A 16,975-nucleotide genomic window follows, 5' to 3' on the forward strand; every position below is an offset into this window, starting at 1 on the left:
CCTTATTGTAAAGCATTGACCTACTCAATCAGGGCTGTTGGATACCAACAATCACCCAATTGGTATCCGCACCATCCATATCCCGGCGCAGGTGCCAGATTTCGCTAAACTCGGTGGTTTCATCACTGTCTTCTTTCAGCCAGCCATAAAAGTTAATCGACGCGACAACATGATCACCGTTATCGATAAAGTTCGCCAACTCTGCCATAACCGAGACAACTTCGGTCTTCTGACCATCCGCTTGCTTTGCCCGCTCCGCTTGCAGTGTTGCCAGCAATTCAGGCGTGGTGTAAGTCTTAATATCATCCCAGTCGCTATTATCCCAAGCATTCTGCAGATGACTAAAGTGACCTTTAGCCCCTTCCAAAAATGCCTGTTCATTAAACCATTCGGGCAGCTGCAGCTCTGTGGCAAAATCCATACCGCTAGCACTGCTGGCCGCAGGCGCGCTTTGGTAGGCAGCCGGTTCTGATGTATCCGCTGTCTCAGTTGCGTCAGCTTCTTGCGCTGCCTGACGATGCTGAGCACCGGCATACTGCGGTTGAGCCGGTTTTTTCATCGCCGAGAAAATTTTCACTGCGGCAAAGATCAGCAAACCGATTAACAGGATATCCATAAATTGAATGCCATCGAAGGCACCACCCATAAACAGCGCACCGAGTAAGCCACCGGCTAACAAACCACCCATCAAGCCACCGAAACCACTGCGACGAGGCTGACCTGCAGCATTTGCACTACTTCCTGTTGGTGCGGCTTTTTGCTGCGTTGGTGCTGCAGGTTGAACGCGTTTAGGGGTTGAATAGGATTTTCCAAAACTAAAACCACCACCAAACCGTTTCGCTTCAGCATCAGGGACGATCAGACCAAAACTGATAATCAGTGCAAAAAATGGAACCAACAGTGTACGCATAGAAACTCCTTCGTTTCGTTTTAATAAACCACTCGGCTAGTTATCAATTATGCCGGTGACTTTTTATCATTATGGTTGCGACCGGTAATGATCGCTAGATAGATGCCGCTGAATATTAGCCCCATACCTATAAAATGGAAAGGTTCCACGGCTTCATTGAGAAAGATAACTGACAGAATTAAACCGAACAGCGGCATTAGATGGATAAACAACCCCGCTTTGGCAGGCCCTAACTGAGCAACCCCGCGATTCCAGAATATATAGGAAAGTATCGATGGACAGATCGCCATGTAGACAATTGCCGAGACCGTCTGTTCATTCCAGCTCGGTCGAGCACCGGCAAAATACTCCCATAACATAAACGGGAAGAGCACGATAACACCAACCACCACGGTAAAACCAAAAAAGGTGAAGCCATCTAATTCAATCGGTTTCAGGCGTAACATCACCGAATAAGCCGACCAACTCAGCACCCCGGCCAAAATCCATAAATCACCGGTATTAAACGAGAACGTGAGCAATACTTCAGGATCGCCTTTGGCCACCAGCATTATCACCCCGGCCAGCGAGATACAGACGCCTAACCACTGGCGACGCACCACCGTCTCGCCCAAAAACAGCGACGTAATCACCAAAATAATAATCGGAATAGCCGATTGCATTAGGGTGGCATTCGTCGCCTGAGTGGTCTGCACCCCTAGGTAGATAAATGAGTTAAAACAAACCACACTCAATACCGATAAAACCACCAGAATCGGCAAGTTAGGCATAATAACTGACCACTTACGTCGTAAACGTGGCAGTACGAAAGGCAGAATAATTAATAGCGCCAAGCCCCAGCGCATAAACGACATTGTCAGGGGAGGAAAATCAGCATGAATACCTCGGGCAGTCACAAAGTTACCGGCCCAAAAAAGCACCGTCATAGTCAATAGGAAATATGGCATTAGATTCGCTTCAACAGTTTGGCCAACAGATTATGACTCGGCTCTTCACCGGTCTGGAGATAAAACAGAATATTGTAATTATTGATACTCCAGCTCATCTGGTTGCTCGCCTCGGCAAGCCCACAAAAGAGTATCTCATCACCTTCTTGCAGCACCATCAATTCACCCGGTAACAGTTTACGCTCACCGTCACGGCTAAACATTAAGGGGAAACAGGGGAGCTGATCTTTGCGATGGCGAGGATCCTTCATCAGATTACTCAGCTTCACTTCGAGCCCTTCCGCGGTAATCGCACAGATCGCCGGGGTTGTCGTCGGGCTTACCGTGATCGACCAGCTATCTAACTCTTCATCCGAGGCGACGCTGCTCATCCGATTTAACAAGGTATGCGCCCAAACATCATCTTGCTGCTTCATCTGTTCAATAAAAGCAGGCAGCAGAGGTGTTTTCAGTTTAGCCAGTATCCGGTTAGCGATAATCCTTCCCGGCTCCATAATAAAATCAGCTTTGGAATTTTGATAAATCAAGGTATTACTATTTAGATTCTGACGTACCACGGTAATCAATTTAGGATTCATTTCCCGGGCCGTCATAATAATCGACAGATTATCCGCATCATTGTGCGTTCCGGCGATAATACCCACGGCATCCATAATACCGGCGCTCTGCAACGTAGTCGCCTCCGTGCCTAAACCGATCACGGTATTGTTATAACCTTTGAGCTGGGTCGCATCATCATCCAACAGCACCAATTCGACATCCTGCCGAGCAAACTCTTTGTACAGCGCCTTACCAAAGCGCCCTAAGCCGCAAATAATCCACAGACCACTGGCTTTCTTATAAACACTCGATAAGGGTCTATGAAAGGGGTTGACCAGCCAATCATAAACCAAATGAGTATAGGGCGCGTGGGCCGCCAGCGAGAGGTATTCAGCATAATCCTTAAAAGGATCGATAATATGATCGGTGCCGAACGAGGCTAAATTGCGGGCATTCACGTCTGATTCGGTGCGGCTGACAACGATCCGCTGCGGCACTAACAGCTTGCTCGCAATAGAGATCGACAGGTTAACATTGTCATCATTGGTCAATGCTAGCACACCGATGCAGTCGGGATGCTGTAAGCCAGCATCATCCAACGCTTCGGGTAAGGAAGCGTCGGCACATAACCCTGGCACCCTTAATACGAGGCCATCAATTTCCAGCTCATCGATCCGTTCTTGATCAATATCGATGACCACTGAACGAACCCCTCGATCGCAGAGCTTCTTAATAATGGCACTGCCGGTGATACCATAACCACATACGAGATAGAATGGCTCGTTAAAGTGCTTCACTTCATTCGCAAATGAGCGACGTCGTAACATACGGCGAAATACCGGCTCTTGAAACAGAGCCAGTAATGAACCAATACAGTATAACCACGCAATCACCGTGCCGTAGATGGTAACTAAGGTCCACGCTCGTTGTCCCGAGGTAAAGGCATAGGGGATCTCACCAAAACCAATGGTAGACCCCATAAAACTGACGAAGTAGATCGCGTGGAAAAAATCCATGCGCCAAGGGTTACCTTGATCATCCTGACCGGGCACCATGACAAAGCCTAAAATCGACACCGAATAGACAACAATCAGCGTTATCAATGGGTGCCGCAAGCGGCGTAACATCAAATAGAAGATATCGTTCATAACGGCGAACGATTAACGGCGCACGACAATGGTCTCAACCATCAGCAGAATCACCGAGACAATGTTAGCCAACAATGCGCCACCCGACATCGAAATCACACTGCTAAACATCTCAGGGGTAACGCCGTTCGCCGATAACTGAGACCCGTAACCCCATATCATGGCAGCAATAACCAACTGCAGATCGGCAACCAAACTCGTCGCCATCATCAGTGCGCCCAGATGGGTACGGTCACCAAACTTCAGTACGGTACAGATGATGCTGATAACGATAGCGGCAAAAAATTCAAACACATTATGATGTGCCGGATCATCGATTTCGCCGATAAAAAAACCGAAGTTCATGGTTAAGGCAAGCACTATAAAGAAAGCGTAAATCACCTTTTCGCGATTCATAGAATCCATCCACCGTGTAAAAAACAGTTATAACAACAAAAACTTACTGAGATGATTGTAAAACATCCTAAGCGAATAAAGAAACAATCGAACCTAGTCAGAAAATCTCTGTCCAATTTGGTTACCGTTGGTATATATAACCAGACAACAATGATATATAACAGAAAGGGCTATAAATAACAGGGCCTTAAGGATAATGATTTTTATGACCGAGGCGAGGCGCATAGCGAATCGACTAAAGCAGTATCGCAAGACGATATAAAGCTTTAGATCTGCAAACGCTATCGAGCGACCCTCTTCGCGTCCCCCCTGTTATGCCATTTGCAGGCATCGTAAGGTTGCCATGATTAGATAGACGTTTAGATTGTATTTTTAACGACCGCTTTAACATCCAGAGGCCTGAGTGTATGCGCAACACCCGACATAATAAAAATATCGTTTACAGCCTTTTCTTGCTGCTATTGTTTACCGTCAACACCGCCTACGCTGCCATCCAAAAAAGCCCTACGGACAACCGCGACTACCTTGCTTTCACCTTACCAAATGAGATGAAAGTACTGGTCATTTCAGATCCAACCACCGATAAAGCGGCCGCTTCCGTCAATATTAATGTGGGCTCAAATGCGAATCCAAAAAACCGTCTCGGACTGGCTCACTTTCTTGAACATATGCTCTTCCTAGGCACCAAAACATATCCGCAGGCGGGTAGTTATCAGGAATACATCAGTAATCATGGTGGCAATCACAACGCCTTTACGGCATTCGAGAACACCAACTATTTTTTTGATATTAAAGCCGATCAGCTAGCCCCGGCACTGGATCGCTTCTCACGCTTTTTTGTCGAGCCTTTATTTGCTGAAAAATATGTCGACCGTGAACGCCATGCGGTGAACTCCGAATATCAATCAAAATTACGCGACGACGGTCGGCGGGGATACTCGGCTGGCAAACATCTGATCAACCCTCAGCACAGTATGAGCCAATTTGCTGTGGGTAGCCTAGAGACACTATCAAATAAGGATGGCAAACTCAGAGATGATCTTATCGCCTTCTATGAACGCTACTATTCTGCCAATATGATGTCCGTTGTGGTGTTGGGCAAGGCGCCGGTTTCAGAACTAAAGCAGCTCGTCGAAGAAAAATTTTCAGCGGTTAAAAATCGTCATACCACCCCCTTTCTATCCGCCGTTCCGCTATATACCAACCTGCCGGAACAGCAGAATATTAAAACGCTGAAAGATATCCAACAACTCACGTTAACCTTTCCGATTCAGGCCACCCGCGCCTATTATCGCGAAAAGCCCGCCCACTTTATTACCTCGATGCTTGGCTATGAAGGCAAAGGCAGCCTTTTTTCTGCCCTTAAAGCGAAAGGTTGGGTCAATGGTCTGAGCGCATACCGCGGCACCGATCTACCAGATCAATCCTCAATCGAATTATCAATTTCACTCACAGACGAAGGCCTTGCCCACTATAATCAGGTTATCGAAACCACCTTTGCGGCGATTCAGCTATTAAAACAGCAGGGAATATCTGCGGCCCTTTATCAAGAAGAGCAACAACTCAGCAATATCAGCTTCCGCTTCAAAGAACAATCAGAGCCGATTCATGAAGTCGCCAGGCTGGCACACAATTTACAACTCTACCCTGCCGATGCCGTTATCAGCGCCGACTATTTGATGGAAAAGTTTGAACCGGCCTTAATTAATCAAATTCTAGAGCAGTTAACCCCAGAGAACCTACTCATCACTCTGCAAGCTAAAAACCTCGAAACCGATCAACAAGATCCTTGGTTTAAGGCTGAGTACAGTGTTACGCCAATCTCACCCGAGCGCCTGCAACAGTGGCAAAACCCGTCTATTGACCCGGCCTTACAGGTACGTCAGCTTAACCCCTTTATCGCCGATAATTTCACTCTTAAACCCCTCGAGCATGAACAGTCACGGCCCGAACGAATTCTGCAACGAGATGGCTATTCCCTCTGGCATAAACAGGATGCGACCTTCAAACTGCCAAAAGTAGACTTTTTCTTCTCGATTATTTCAGAACAGGCTAACCAAACGCCGGAGAACGCGGTCATGACCGCACTCTTTACCAAGCTCATCAATGATCAGCTAAATGAAACCTTTTATGATGCTTCGCTGGCGGGCCTAAATACCCAGATCTACCCTCATATGCGGGGTTTGAGTGTTCGTATCTCTGGCTATGATGATAAACAGCAACAGCTGCTGCAACAGGTTATGACTAGCCTGCAACAGGCACAGTTTACTGACGCTAGCTTTGCTCGGCTGAAAGAGAAATATACCCAAGAACTGGAGAACAGCCGTAAAGATAAGCCCTTTAACCAAACTCTCGGCGAAATCTATAACCTACTGCTGCAAAGCTGGAGCACCGATAAAAAACTAGCGGCCCTCAAAACGGTCTCCTTACAACGTTTACAAGCCTTTGTGCCGCAGCTACTCGATCAAGTTGAAGTGCGTATGTTGGCACACGGCAACCTGACTGCGGCAGAAGCCTTACAGATGGCCAATACCGTCACCACTGCCCTGCCATCGGCTAAAACCTCGGCCAGCGGTCATGCACTACCGGTTATTCAGTTGCAACAAGAACAGCAACTCACCCAGACGTTACCGTTAGAGCATAATGACTCGGCTATCAGTGTCTATTTCCAAGGTGAGAGTAGCGATATGAAAACCCGGGCTGAATACGCCCTCTTAGCTGAGATGCTATCCGCGCCGTTCTACAGCAGCTTACGCACCGAGCAACAACTCGGTTATGTGGTCTTCGAGACATCCCTGCCGATGCGTAAAGCCCCCGGACTAGCCTTTGTGATTCAATCACCCAATACCAACCCCATCGGACTAGAGCAACAGATCGACCAGTTCATCCAAACCACAGCAACCACCTTGGCCGCCATGGATGAACAGCAACTCGAAGCGTTTAAGCGAAGTGTTATCTCACGCATCAACAAGAAAGAAAATCGCATGTCGGAGCTCAGTGAACGCTACTGGCATGAGATTGATCGGGGAGAACTCAATTTTGATAGTCGGGCGCAATTGACCCGCGCCATTAATGAGCTAACACGGGAAGACTTAGATAAATGTTATCAGCAACTGCCTCTACGACGCCTAACGGTACGTTCCTTCGGAGAACAGCACCGTGACGGCGTTGATCAGCAAGCACTCAGAACCATCTGTGATGCTGATATTAGTAAACTCAAACAAACCCATCAGTTTGTGCCAGAGGCCTGAAGCTGACGATCGATAACCCTGCGCGAGCGGGGTTTCTTTTCCTGTGGCCCCGGCCTAACCTCAATTTCAATGCCTTCACAATCGGCTAAAGAATCATCCAGCGCACATTTTATCTCTAACTGATCACGCGCAATTTGAGCAAAAACCTTATCTTCGCCGGTTAATGGCGGCGGTTTTTGCTCTACGCTAACCACCCGTTCAACCTCTGCCGGTTCACTGTAGGGCACCACTGTCGGGGGCGGCAATTGTCGTTCAGGAATGTCGTAGGGCTTAATTTCAGACATCGGCTCACTATCCACATAACCCCGCCGCCGATACTTATACACGTTTTCGGGATCCACTGGCGAGTCCATGTAGCCGTCAGGCTTAACCACGTCATATGCGATCGGGTTGATAAGATCCTCTTTTCTGTCAGCCATAACACTCGCGCTGACCACCAAGGTCAACAGGGCGAATGTCTTTGCGCTAACAGAAGAGTTCATCAATACACCTCATCCATCGGATAGATCGCTTCAGCATACAACGCCAATTCTTCAAGAATCTCTTTATGAGAGGCCGATAGATCCGGCTGTTGATATAGCTCATTCAATTGACTAAAGAGCTCTGTCATCGTCAGATGGCCGCCATTATCAGGCCCAAGCAGCCGCAGGTGGCGGAACTCTTCCCAACGGGCCCGTTCCTCTTCATGCAAACTAAAGGGATAGTTACGGGCACGATAGCGCAGAAACATCTCTTCCAACCGGGTATCTTGAAACGCCAAGTCCAGCGTAGCTAATTGATCCGGTGGGGTACTTCTGATGATCTCCATATTCTTCTTATCGGCATCCCCGAAGAACCCGCCACTATAAAGCATATGGTCTGGGTCAAAATCATCTGCAAAATCCGCGGCGGAAAACACCTCGGCCAATTTTTGCTTCAAATCAGAGCTGCTACGTAACATCGCTAGGTGCGTACGACACAGATCACCCGAGATATTTAACCGTTCTGCCTCTGCTGCGGTTAACATCGACGCCGGAGCAATAATTGGCGATTTATTGGTATGTATCTGTTTTAGTGGAATACGCTGTTCACCTTCGGCCAGATCCTCAACCCGGGTGTAGATTAACCGACGCACTTCATCTACTGGCAAGCTTAGCAAGGGGGTCGGATCACAACGCAGGTCAAAGGCTAACACCGCGTTCTTATTAGTCGGATGTTGGGCAAGGGGAGCGACCACAGCCGCATTACCCCACTCAGAAGGATACATAGATGAGATATGCAGTACCGGCTTCATCGTCATAACATCCAGCAGCCCCTGAATGGTCCGTTTATCACGATTATTCAGCGCATATTGGTATAACTTGGGCTGCCGCTCTTTGACCAAGCGAGCCATCGCAATCGTGGCATACACATCTGCTAAGGCATCATGGGCATTGCCATGATCGATACCATTGGCTTTGGTTAAATCTTCGAGGCGCATACTCGGGCGTCCATCCTCGTATACCGGCCATTCGATACCCTCAGGACGAAGTGCCCGGGTCAATCGCAACATATCGATAATATCCCAACGGGAGCAACCATTCTGATATTCACGCCCGTAGGGGTCGAAAAAATTGCGATACAGTGCATAACGGGTAATTTCATCATCAAAACGAATACTGTTATACCCTACGCCGCAAGTGCCAGGGCGGGCTAACTGTTCGTGTACCATAGCCATAAACTCAGCTTCGCAATAACCTTCTTGTAACGCTTTTTGCGGTGTAATACCGGTGATCAAACAGGCTTGTGGATGGGGCAACAGGTCTTCTGCTGGCTTACAATAAAACATCACCGGCTCTTCGATGATATTCAGCTCCTGATCGGTTCTGATACCGGCAAACTGCAGCGGCCTATCACGTTTTGTGTCCGCGCCGGACGTTTCATAGTCATGCCAGAAAAAGGTGGGTGTTGAGGATGCCGCCATTCTATTCGCCTTTATACCGGATTACCGGCTAATGCTTTTGATCAATAGGTTTAATTTTTGCGCCCCTTATAATAGCCTATCAATAGTTGATTTCTATCTTAGCCGGGGCCCATATGCTTCACGATCATAAAGATACCACGCTTGCCTGCCCTTGTGGCTCAAATAAGCCATTTTCATTCTGCTGTGAAGCGGCCATTGAAGGACATAAACCGGCGCCCACCGCCGAAGCATTGATGCGTTCACGCTATACTGCTTTCGTTCTTGGAGCCGTCGATTATCTCATCAGCACCACCGCGATTGAACACCGCGACCCCGATGATGCCGCACTGATTACAGAACAAATAAAAGCCACCACCTGGACCGGACTGAAGATCCTTAACACCGAGGCGGGACAGCCGGATGATCAAGAAGGTATCGTGGAATTTATAGCCCATTTTGAAACCTCTGAGCAAAAAGCTGATCTTCACGAGCGCTCATTCTTTAGAAAACAGGATAATCACTGGGTTTACGTTGATGGCGAAGTCGAAATAATAAAATAACCGTAAATAAATTTTACCTCGATAAACCACTGTGAAGCCCCACAGACAGGCAAACAACCACCGCCGTCGCCGTAAAGAGACGTTATTTCTTTTCTGTCAAGGCTTTTCCTGCACCGCTAAACGCCGGTAGAATACGGCCTTTTGCCACCAGTACCGTTGTTTTTAAGTGGCCCTTGCAGGATCGATGTAATGTTTGCAAAGTTTTTCAAACCCCGTTGGCAGCACAATAAAGCCACTGTTCGCATTCGCGCAGTGCACCGATTAAGCCCTGGTAACACCGAGCACCGTGAAGTGCTTGCTCAACTTGCCCGGCAGGATCAGAGTGTTGAAGTTCGTTTAGCGGCTGTCGAAAAAATTGCCGCACCCGATCTATTATCCGACATTCTAGCCCATGATGTGGACCCCGATATCCGTCGTAGTGTCGCTAAACGGATCTGCGAAATCATCTTAGACCCCGGCTATACCTACAGCCAGCAACATGAGTGCATTAACTGTCTCCAGGATGAGAATATGCTCGCGCATATTGCCCTGCACAGTGAAAACGCAGAGATCCAGCAACATGCGATACGTCGCATCAACGATCAACAAAGTCTGATTTCAGTCATTCTTAATGGCAACTGTACTCAACTGCGCCAACTCGCAGCAGAAAAGCTCGAGTCTCCAGAACTATTAGAACAAGCCGGTAAAGCGATCCGAGGACGGGATAAAACCGTCTATCGGATTATTCGCAATAAACAGCAGCAACAGCAGGAGCAAGCCCGTCTTAAAGAGCAATGGCTGTTGCGTAAAGAAGAACTACTTTGCAGTCTTGAACAACTCAGTAGAACCGAGTACTTCCCTCTTTATGGCGCCAAACTGGAAGCCCTTTGTCAGCAATGGGCAGGTCTAAAAGAAGCCAACGATGACAACCAAGAGCAGCGTTATAACACGCTGGTTGAATGTTGCCAGAAAACGGTCAATGCCGAACAGCTAAAATGCCAGCAACAACAGGCAGAACAGCAAAAAGTTCATAGTGAAGCGTTGCAGCAATCAGCGCTGTGCCAAACCTTAGAAGACACCGTTAACCGTTGCGCCAGTCTGATCTCCGGCGAACTCTTTTGCAAAGCTGATCTGGATGCCGAACAAACCTGCTGGGATAACACCATCGAGCAATTACACCGCATCGATGCGCAAAAAGCCCCAATCCTGATCAAGCCGCTGACACAGCGTTTTGATCACTATCAACAGGCTGGCCGTACATGGTTGCAACAGCAACCAGTCATTGCCGCTTTACTCGATGACGAACAGCCCAACGACGCCGATAAAACCCTCTTGCTGAGCCAGCTTGAACAGCGGAATAAACTCATCAAACAGTTAAATTGGCCTAGCGACATAAAACCGCCCGAAGGGTTACATAGCCTTGGCGGACAACGTGACAACATTCAACAACAGATCAATCGCTTAAAACAGGAACAGCAGCATTGTTATCAGGATCTGACTGAACTGCTGAACCAACTCGAACAACAGATCGAAGCCGGGCAAATCAAACATGCCTGCCAACTGGCACAGCAAGCCGACACACAGTTGAACGATATGGGCGGAAATCCTCCCAAATCACTGCAGCAACGCTATAAAGGACTACTGGCGCAGCTCAACGAACTGAAAAACTGGCAGGGTTTTGCCGTAAAAGAAAAGAAAGAAGCCTTATGCGAGGCGATGGAAGCCCTAATCGACAGCAGCACCGAGGCACCGCTGCTGGCAAAACAGATCAATTCGCTACAGCTACAATGGAAAGCGCTCGACAGCGATGACCCGCTACACTCACATAAAACCTGGCAACGCTTTAAAGCCGCATCAGATCAGGCCTATACGCCCTGTGAGCAATATTTTCGACTACAGAAGCAGCAACGTACGGATAACCTCAACAAACGCACCGCGCTGGTGTCAGAGCTTGCCAACTTCCTCCAACAGATCGACTGGCAACAAGCTGACTGGTCTTTGATCGAACAGGTCAGCCGCACCGCTAAGCGAGAATGGAAAGAGTATGCACCGGTAGATCGTACCCCAGGTCGCCAAGTGCAAACCGAGTTTAATGCTCTACTCAAACAGATCGATCAGAAAATTGCGGCCCACCGAGATGAAGTAGCCAATGTGAAGAAAGCCCTGCTTACGCAGGCTGAGCAACTGCTAACAGAAGAAGATCTCAGCACCGCGGCAGCCGACGTGAAGGCCTTGCAGAAGCGTTGGAAGGAAGCAGGCAATACTTTCCATAGCCTCGAACGGGAACTCTGGCCAGCGTTTCGTAAAGCCTGTAACCAGATATTTGAAAACCTCAATAAGAACAAACAGAACGAGCAACAACCAAATCCGACTGGCGTTAAAAACACATCTCTGGCTGACAGCCAAACCTATCCCGCCCTATTACAACGCATCGAATTGTGCGATCAGTTGGAGCACTTTATTCAGGATGGCACTCTCGACCAGTTAGCACTGGATGAGATTGAAGCCGCATGGCATCAGTGTGATGCAGTAGAGGGCGAGTTTGGACCGATGATCAATGCCCGCTACGAGCAATTGCTGGCCTTCATCTCAGACGAAATTGAACTGGAAGATCTGCTTAAAGTTACCGAGAAAGCACTGCGCCAACTCTGTATCCGACTGGAAATTTTACTCGGATTAGAGTCACCTGAACAGGACCAGACCTTACGCATGGAATATCAGATGGACCGACTGCAAAAGGCCCTAGAGCAACGTCAAACCTCAACCAACAGTAACGATCTTAAACAGTTAGAGCTAGAGTGGCAGTGTCAGCCACTCACCCTGCAACATGAAGCTCTACAGATCCGTTTCTACAGTAACCTTCAGCAGGCTCGTTGAAACCCTGCGTAAATTGTCCTCAAGTGCTCATTAATTGAGCACTTGAAACAAAAAATGAAACACAAAAAAACCCGCAAAAGCGGGTTTTTTATCAGCTGAATACAGCTTATGACATGTGTTGACCACCATTAATGGAGAAGTCAGAACCGGTTACATAGCCACAATCATCGCTAGCCAAGTAAGTAACCGCTTTACCGATCTCAGAAGGCTCACCTAGACGACCGACAGGTACCTGACGAATAATCTTTTCCAGAACTTCTTCAGGAATTTTAGCAACCATCGGTGTCATGACGTAACCAGGAGAAACAGTGTTCACTGTTACGCCTTTAGCGGCCACTTCTTGCGCCAATGCTTTAGTAAAGCCATGAATACCCGCTTTAGCCGCAGAGTAGTTACACTGACCAAACTGACCTTTCTGTGCATTAACAGATGAGATATTGATAACCCGACCCCAGCCTTTATCCAGCATAGGATTGATAACCAAACGGGTCATATGGAACATGGAGTCTAGGTTAGCGGACAATACTTCGTTCCACTGTTCCCAGCTCATTTTACGGAAAGTACCGTCACGGGTAATACCCGCATTATTGACCAGAATGTCGACACTACCGCTGGCGACTTCTTCTACCGTTTTAATACAGGCAGCACATGATTCTTCATCGGTAACATCACCATAGGCAACCAAAATATCATAGCCATCGTTTTTCTGCTCAGCCTGCCAAGCTTTAGCTTTTTCATGGTTACCGCCAGAATTATAACCAGCAACAACTTTTACGCCTGCGTCAGCCAATGCCCGACAGATAGCGGTACCAATACCACCCGTACCTCCTGTTACTAGAGCAATTTTCTGTGTCATGCTCGTGTCCCCTTTGCTTCTTGAGAGTTGATTGTTTCGAGTCGTTGTATAGCGTTGTTATTATTTAGTTATTATTAACACTGCGCGGATAATAGCGTTAACAGCACCGCAGTGTAATATGACTTTGGTTGAGTGATAAACAATTTGATCGCAAACCAAACGAGCTGTATCACCCAAAATTATTCAATATGCAGCCCTATAACAGAGACTTACATAAGCCCTATAACTAAGCTTTGACTTAGCTCAAGAGTTTAGGTTTCGTCTGTTACGGCCTTAAGACAAGATACAACTTATTTTACTGAAGTCAAAGACTTTACAGACGTTTGAGATGTCGCTGCATCCACCAATACGACATTGCTGCAGTGCACATATTCGCAATCACAAAACCGATAAACATCCCTTGTAAATCGGCCAAATAATTACCTAATAGCCCCAACGGCACATAGAGACAAAACAATCGAAACACGCTAATCCGCATCGCTCTAATTGGCTGATGTAAAGCGTTGAAACTGGACGCAGTCAGAAAGGTGACGGCCTGAAAGCCAAACCCAAGCGGCACAATAAGAATCCACAATCCGATTAAGCTAATCACCGATTCATTGTCACTAAACAGCGAGCCAATGCCGCCGGCAAAGAGGAGTAATAGTAGATAAACAATGGCTTGCCATAACAGCGCGAACTTCACTGCGGACAGGTAAGCCCGGCGAACACGCTCAATATGACCGCGCCCAAAGTTCTGACTGATAAAGGGTGGCAGGGTCATCGACAGTGCCAAATTCGCCAGTAAGGAAAGTGATTCTAAGCGGCTGCCAACACCAAATGCCGCCACCGCTTCAGGCCCGTGAGTTGCCACAATCGCCGTCATAATAGCCGCGGCAATCGGTGTCATCATATTCGACAGCGCGGCGGGAAAACCGATCTTCATCACCATCAACCAGTGCTGCAGTGCAGCAGAAACCGATTCAATCCGCAGCACCAATAAACCTTTATTAAAATAAAGATTTAATAAAGCAAACACCGCCGTCACACTCCAGGCAATCACACTGGCAATCGCAGCCCCTTGAATCCCTAGCCCAGGCACCGGCCCCCAACCAAAAATCATCAGTGGATCGAGTACCAAGTTAAGCAATGATGAGATTCCCATCAATAAGGCGGGTGTGCGAGTGTCACCGCTGGCCCGTAATGAGCTGTTAGACACCATAATCAGGACATAGAAAACCGCCCCAGCAAACCACACCGACATATACTGGTCGATATAGGGAAGTAAATCGTCCCCTGCCCCTAATAAACGAAACAGCGGATCGATCACCTGAATAGCCAACACTGCGATGGTGATCATCAACAAGGTGGTCATTAAAAGATTGTCGGTGGTTAGCTGTCGAGCTCCGGATTCGTTGCCCGAACCGATCAGCCTAGCGATGGTTGCAGAAGTACCAATACTCAAGCCGATCGATAGGCTGATCACCGTAAATGAAACTGGAAAGGTAAAACCCAGTGCCGCCAGTTGGTGGGTACCTAGCTGACTGACAAAATAACTATCAACAACATTAAACAGCATCAGGCTAACGATACCGAGCATCATCGGCAGCGTCATTTTAATCAGGGTAGGACGAACATCATCGTTCAGCAGATCGGATTTCACTCAATACCTTTATAGACGGGAGTTATCGAGCCGCCATCATACCATCTCTCGCGGCCCAGTTGAGTGCTGTTGCCGCTAAACGCAAAAACCTCCCGCAGGAGGTTTTATCGATATGATTTTAAGCAACCACAACTTGAATCCATCAACTTCATGACTGACTCAAAGTGTTGATCGAAACCACGGATGCCAACAGCTCATGTTCACAGTTATTTGCCCAGTTTTTTAGCCGACTGGCCCGCAATACCGAAATGCTGTTTAGGCATCTCGTTAATCAATACCCGAACACTTTCAATCGGTGCACCCAGCGAACGCACCAACGCATCACTTACTTCCGCTATCATCCGCTCTTTCTGTTCATCAGAGCGTCCTTCCATCATATTAACCGTCACGATAGGCATGCCGTTTTCCTCTTTCTTAATCGCCCTATTTAGGCCCCTGACGAAACAGCCAGGATTGCAGCAACCGGGTGACGCGGGGCATTACGATATAGGTCAGCAATAACACCTGTAACAGCACAATCACGACTGACCTCAACCATAGATCGAGACTATTAAGGAATGGCCCTAATAGCACATTGATCGCCATCACCAAAGCATATACCACCACCAGCAACACGAACGTCATCTTGTGGGGCGAAGGTTTGCTGACCGGTAGCTCGGGCAGGTCAAACCAAAACTCGAGTCCAGTGCCACGCTGTACTTCAGGCTCACCCTCAATGATTGGCTCAAGTTTTTTGAGCCACGCCCGGCGAACTTCAGAACCTTCCCAGTTTTGACAATTCTGATAATTATCAAACCGATAGATAAGCACGTAGCAGTTGCCCGTAGAAGCCGAGGGGCGCAAAACATTACTGCCCTGCTGACCCGGATAGACCCACGCCTCTTCAACGACAGCTGAAACCCACTGTTCAAAGTCCGCTTCTTTCCCCGGAATCACCTTGCGGGAGATGCTGACGGTGACGGGACCTTCCTGACCCGGTTCGGTCAGTTGTTGCTCAATACCACTTTCGCCCGTCACTGTTCCACCCCAATCAGTTATACAAATTTACCACTGATTGTACCCAAACCCTGATAACGAACACAAAAAGAATCACCTTTGTTCACTTGCACCGCTGCGGTAATCGCACCGATCATGACAAAAGACCCGGCAGGTAGCTCTTCACCACGCTCGCCCAGCATATTCGCCAGCATCGCCACCGATGAGGCCGGATGCCCCAGCACCGCAGCGCCTGCGCCTACTTCAACCACTTCGCCGTTGATCTCCATCACCACGCCAAGGGTTTTCAGATCAAGATCCGCCACATCGGCCATACGACCACCGGTGATAAACCGAGTAGACGATGAGTTATCGGCAATCACCGATTTAAGGTCGAATTTGAAGTCTTTATAACGCGAATCAATCACTTCCACCGCAGGCATGACAAAATCCGTCGCCCGCAGCACATCACCAATATGGATACCGGGTCCTTTCAACGGCGCTTTTGTGACAAACGCCAGCTCCGCTTCAATTTTCGGATGGATCAATTCGTCAATCTTGACTTCACCGCTTTCGGGCACGGTAAAATAGTCGGCTAGAAAGCCGTAACAAGGATGTTCCACTCCCATCTGGGACATTTTCGCCCATGAGGTCAGTCCCATCTTCATACCGACAATCTTATGACCGCGGGCTTCTTTACGACGACGAATCTCCCATTGGATGTCAAACGCATCCTTATAGGTCATCTCTGGATAATCATCGGTAATTTTAGTGACTTCATACGCCTGTAATTCTGCGTTTTCCAGGTGTTCGGCCAGTGCTTCAATCTGCGCGGTGGTCAGCTTATTTTCGTTTACTTCGGACATTAAATTAACCCCTTTTCTTTGGCCATCGTCAGCGCCAAATCTTCAATCATATCTTCCTGCCCACCGACCGTGCCGCGACGGCCCAGCTCCACCAGTAGATCCCGAGC

The 16,975-nt window shown here is 48.1% G+C and carries 14 protein-coding genes and 1 pseudogene; 3 read left to right on the forward strand and 12 right to left on the reverse strand.

Features of this window, described 5'->3' with window-relative positions; genetic code table 11:
• Window positions 1–28 precede the first annotated feature (28 nt).
• From ACN0T0_RS12010 to ACN0T0_RS12025, 4 genes are read right to left on the reverse strand one after another with little or no spacing between them, the layout of a single operon-like run.
• Window positions 29–910: a Tim44 domain-containing protein gene (locus ACN0T0_RS12010; protein ID WP_417226380.1), complete on the reverse strand. Its 882-nt coding sequence runs from the start codon at window positions 908–910 to the stop codon at window positions 29–31.
• A 47-nt stretch (window positions 911–957) separates the two neighbouring features.
• Complete coding sequence (locus tag ACN0T0_RS12015) at window positions 958–1,857, reverse strand: DMT family transporter (RefSeq protein WP_417226382.1); 900 nt, start codon at window positions 1,855–1,857, stop codon at window positions 958–960.
• Window positions 1,857–3,545 carry a potassium channel family protein gene (locus ACN0T0_RS12020; RefSeq protein ID WP_417226384.1) on the reverse strand — a complete coding sequence of 563 codons (1,689 nt, stop codon included), beginning with the start codon at window positions 3,543–3,545 and terminating at the stop codon, window positions 1,857–1,859. The genes ACN0T0_RS12015 and ACN0T0_RS12020 overlap by 1 nt, the downstream gene beginning before the upstream one ends.
• 12 nt (window positions 3,546–3,557) lie before the next feature.
• On the reverse strand, window positions 3,558–3,941 hold the full coding sequence (locus ACN0T0_RS12025; RefSeq protein WP_417226386.1) for a DUF6394 family protein: 384 nt from the start codon (window positions 3,939–3,941) through the stop codon (window positions 3,558–3,560).
• Window positions 3,942–4,348: 407 nt separating this feature from the next.
• On the opposite strand from ACN0T0_RS12025, the gene ACN0T0_RS12030 reads away from it, so the two are divergent.
• Window positions 4,349–7,192, forward strand: coding sequence for an insulinase family protein (locus ACN0T0_RS12030; protein WP_417226388.1), 2,844 nt, complete (start codon window positions 4,349–4,351; stop codon window positions 7,190–7,192).
• On the opposite strand, the gene ACN0T0_RS12035 is transcribed toward ACN0T0_RS12030, so the two are convergent.
• Window positions 7,171–7,674 (reverse strand): hypothetical protein, encoded by a 504-nt coding sequence (locus tag ACN0T0_RS12035; RefSeq protein ID WP_417226390.1) that lies wholly within the window; start codon window positions 7,672–7,674, stop codon window positions 7,171–7,173. The genes ACN0T0_RS12030 and ACN0T0_RS12035 overlap by 22 nt on opposite strands.
• The gene (sbcB, locus tag ACN0T0_RS12040; protein ID WP_417226391.1) at window positions 7,674–9,134 is read right to left on the reverse strand and encodes an exodeoxyribonuclease I; all 1,461 of its coding nucleotides are present in this window, start codon (window positions 9,132–9,134) and stop codon (window positions 7,674–7,676) included. The genes ACN0T0_RS12035 and sbcB overlap by 1 nt, the downstream gene beginning before the upstream one ends.
• A 113-nt stretch (window positions 9,135–9,247) precedes the next feature.
• On the opposite strand from sbcB, the gene ACN0T0_RS12045 reads away from it, so the two are divergent.
• Together ACN0T0_RS12045 and ACN0T0_RS12050 are read left to right on the forward strand one after the other, a co-directional pair.
• Window positions 9,248–9,673: a YchJ family protein gene (locus tag ACN0T0_RS12045; RefSeq protein ID WP_417226393.1), complete on the forward strand. Its 426-nt coding sequence runs from the start codon at window positions 9,248–9,250 to the stop codon at window positions 9,671–9,673.
• 189 nt (window positions 9,674–9,862) lie between these two features.
• Window positions 9,863–12,529, forward strand: a complete 2,667-nt coding sequence (locus ACN0T0_RS12050) for a DUF349 domain-containing protein (protein WP_417226394.1) — start codon at window positions 9,863–9,865, stop codon at window positions 12,527–12,529.
• A gap of 106 nt (window positions 12,530–12,635) precedes the next feature.
• Here the strand turns inward: ACN0T0_RS12050 and phbB are convergent, their stop codons facing one another.
• The 6 genes and pseudogenes from phbB to ACN0T0_RS12080 all read right to left on the reverse strand — a co-directional run.
• Window positions 12,636–13,385 carry an acetoacetyl-CoA reductase gene (gene phbB / locus ACN0T0_RS12055; RefSeq protein ID WP_417226396.1) on the reverse strand — a complete coding sequence of 250 codons (750 nt, stop codon included), beginning with the start codon at window positions 13,383–13,385 and terminating at the stop codon, window positions 12,636–12,638.
• A gap of 313 nt (window positions 13,386–13,698) precedes the next feature.
• Window positions 13,699–15,027, reverse strand: a complete 1,329-nt coding sequence (locus ACN0T0_RS12060) for an MATE family efflux transporter (protein ID WP_417226398.1) — start codon at window positions 15,025–15,027, stop codon at window positions 13,699–13,701.
• A 206-nt stretch (window positions 15,028–15,233) separates the two neighbouring features.
• Window positions 15,234–15,446 carry a 2-hydroxymuconate tautomerase gene (locus ACN0T0_RS12065; RefSeq protein WP_417226403.1) on the reverse strand — a complete coding sequence of 71 codons (213 nt, stop codon included), beginning with the start codon at window positions 15,444–15,446 and terminating at the stop codon, window positions 15,234–15,236.
• 4 nt (window positions 15,447–15,450) lie between these two features.
• Window positions 15,451–16,044 carry an antibiotic biosynthesis monooxygenase gene (locus ACN0T0_RS12070; RefSeq protein WP_417226400.1) on the reverse strand — a complete coding sequence of 198 codons (594 nt, stop codon included), beginning with the start codon at window positions 16,042–16,044 and terminating at the stop codon, window positions 15,451–15,453.
• A 17-nt stretch (window positions 16,045–16,061) separates the two neighbouring features.
• Window positions 16,062–16,868, reverse strand: a complete 807-nt coding sequence (gene dmpH, locus ACN0T0_RS12075; RefSeq protein ID WP_417226401.1) for a 2-oxo-3-hexenedioate decarboxylase — start codon at window positions 16,866–16,868, stop codon at window positions 16,062–16,064.
• Window positions 16,868–16,975, reverse strand: a pseudogene (locus ACN0T0_RS12080) (4-hydroxy-2-oxovalerate aldolase); the annotation flags it as partial. The pseudogene ACN0T0_RS12080 and the gene dmpH, both read right to left, overlap by 1 nt.

This window comes from Amphritea sp., from assembly GCF_048266285.1.
In the GTDB taxonomy this organism is placed as follows: Bacteria; Pseudomonadota; Gammaproteobacteria; order Pseudomonadales; family Balneatricaceae; genus Amphritea.

Bases quoted from the DNA above. Each gene is read 5' to 3' on its own strand.
- ACN0T0_RS12025 (WP_417226386.1), bottom strand. From the start codon at position 3,941: ATGAATCGCGAAAAGGTGATTTACGCTTTCTTTATAGTGCTTGCCTTA.
- phbB (WP_417226396.1), bottom strand. From the start codon at position 13,385: ATGACACAGAAAATTGCTCTAGTAACAGGAGGTACGGGTGGTATTGGT.
- ACN0T0_RS12050 (WP_417226394.1), top strand. From the start codon at position 9,863: ATGTTTGCAAAGTTTTTCAAACCCCGTTGGCAGCACAATAAAGCCACT.
- ACN0T0_RS12010 (WP_417226380.1), bottom strand. From the start codon at position 910: ATGCGTACACTGTTGGTTCCATTTTTTGCACTGATTATCAGTTTTGGT.
- dmpH (WP_417226401.1), bottom strand. From the start codon at position 16,868: ATGTCCGAAGTAAACGAAAATAAGCTGACCACCGCGCAGATTGAAGCA.
- ACN0T0_RS12030 (WP_417226388.1), top strand. From the start codon at position 4,349: ATGCGCAACACCCGACATAATAAAAATATCGTTTACAGCCTTTTCTTG.
- ACN0T0_RS12035 (WP_417226390.1), bottom strand. From the start codon at position 7,674: ATGAACTCTTCTGTTAGCGCAAAGACATTCGCCCTGTTGACCTTGGTG.
- ACN0T0_RS12045 (WP_417226393.1), top strand. From the start codon at position 9,248: ATGCTTCACGATCATAAAGATACCACGCTTGCCTGCCCTTGTGGCTCA.
- ACN0T0_RS12015 (WP_417226382.1), bottom strand. From the start codon at position 1,857: ATGCCATATTTCCTATTGACTATGACGGTGCTTTTTTGGGCCGGTAAC.
- sbcB (WP_417226391.1), bottom strand. From the start codon at position 9,134: ATGGCGGCATCCTCAACACCCACCTTTTTCTGGCATGACTATGAAACG.
- ACN0T0_RS12020 (WP_417226384.1), bottom strand. From the start codon at position 3,545: ATGAACGATATCTTCTATTTGATGTTACGCCGCTTGCGGCACCCATTG.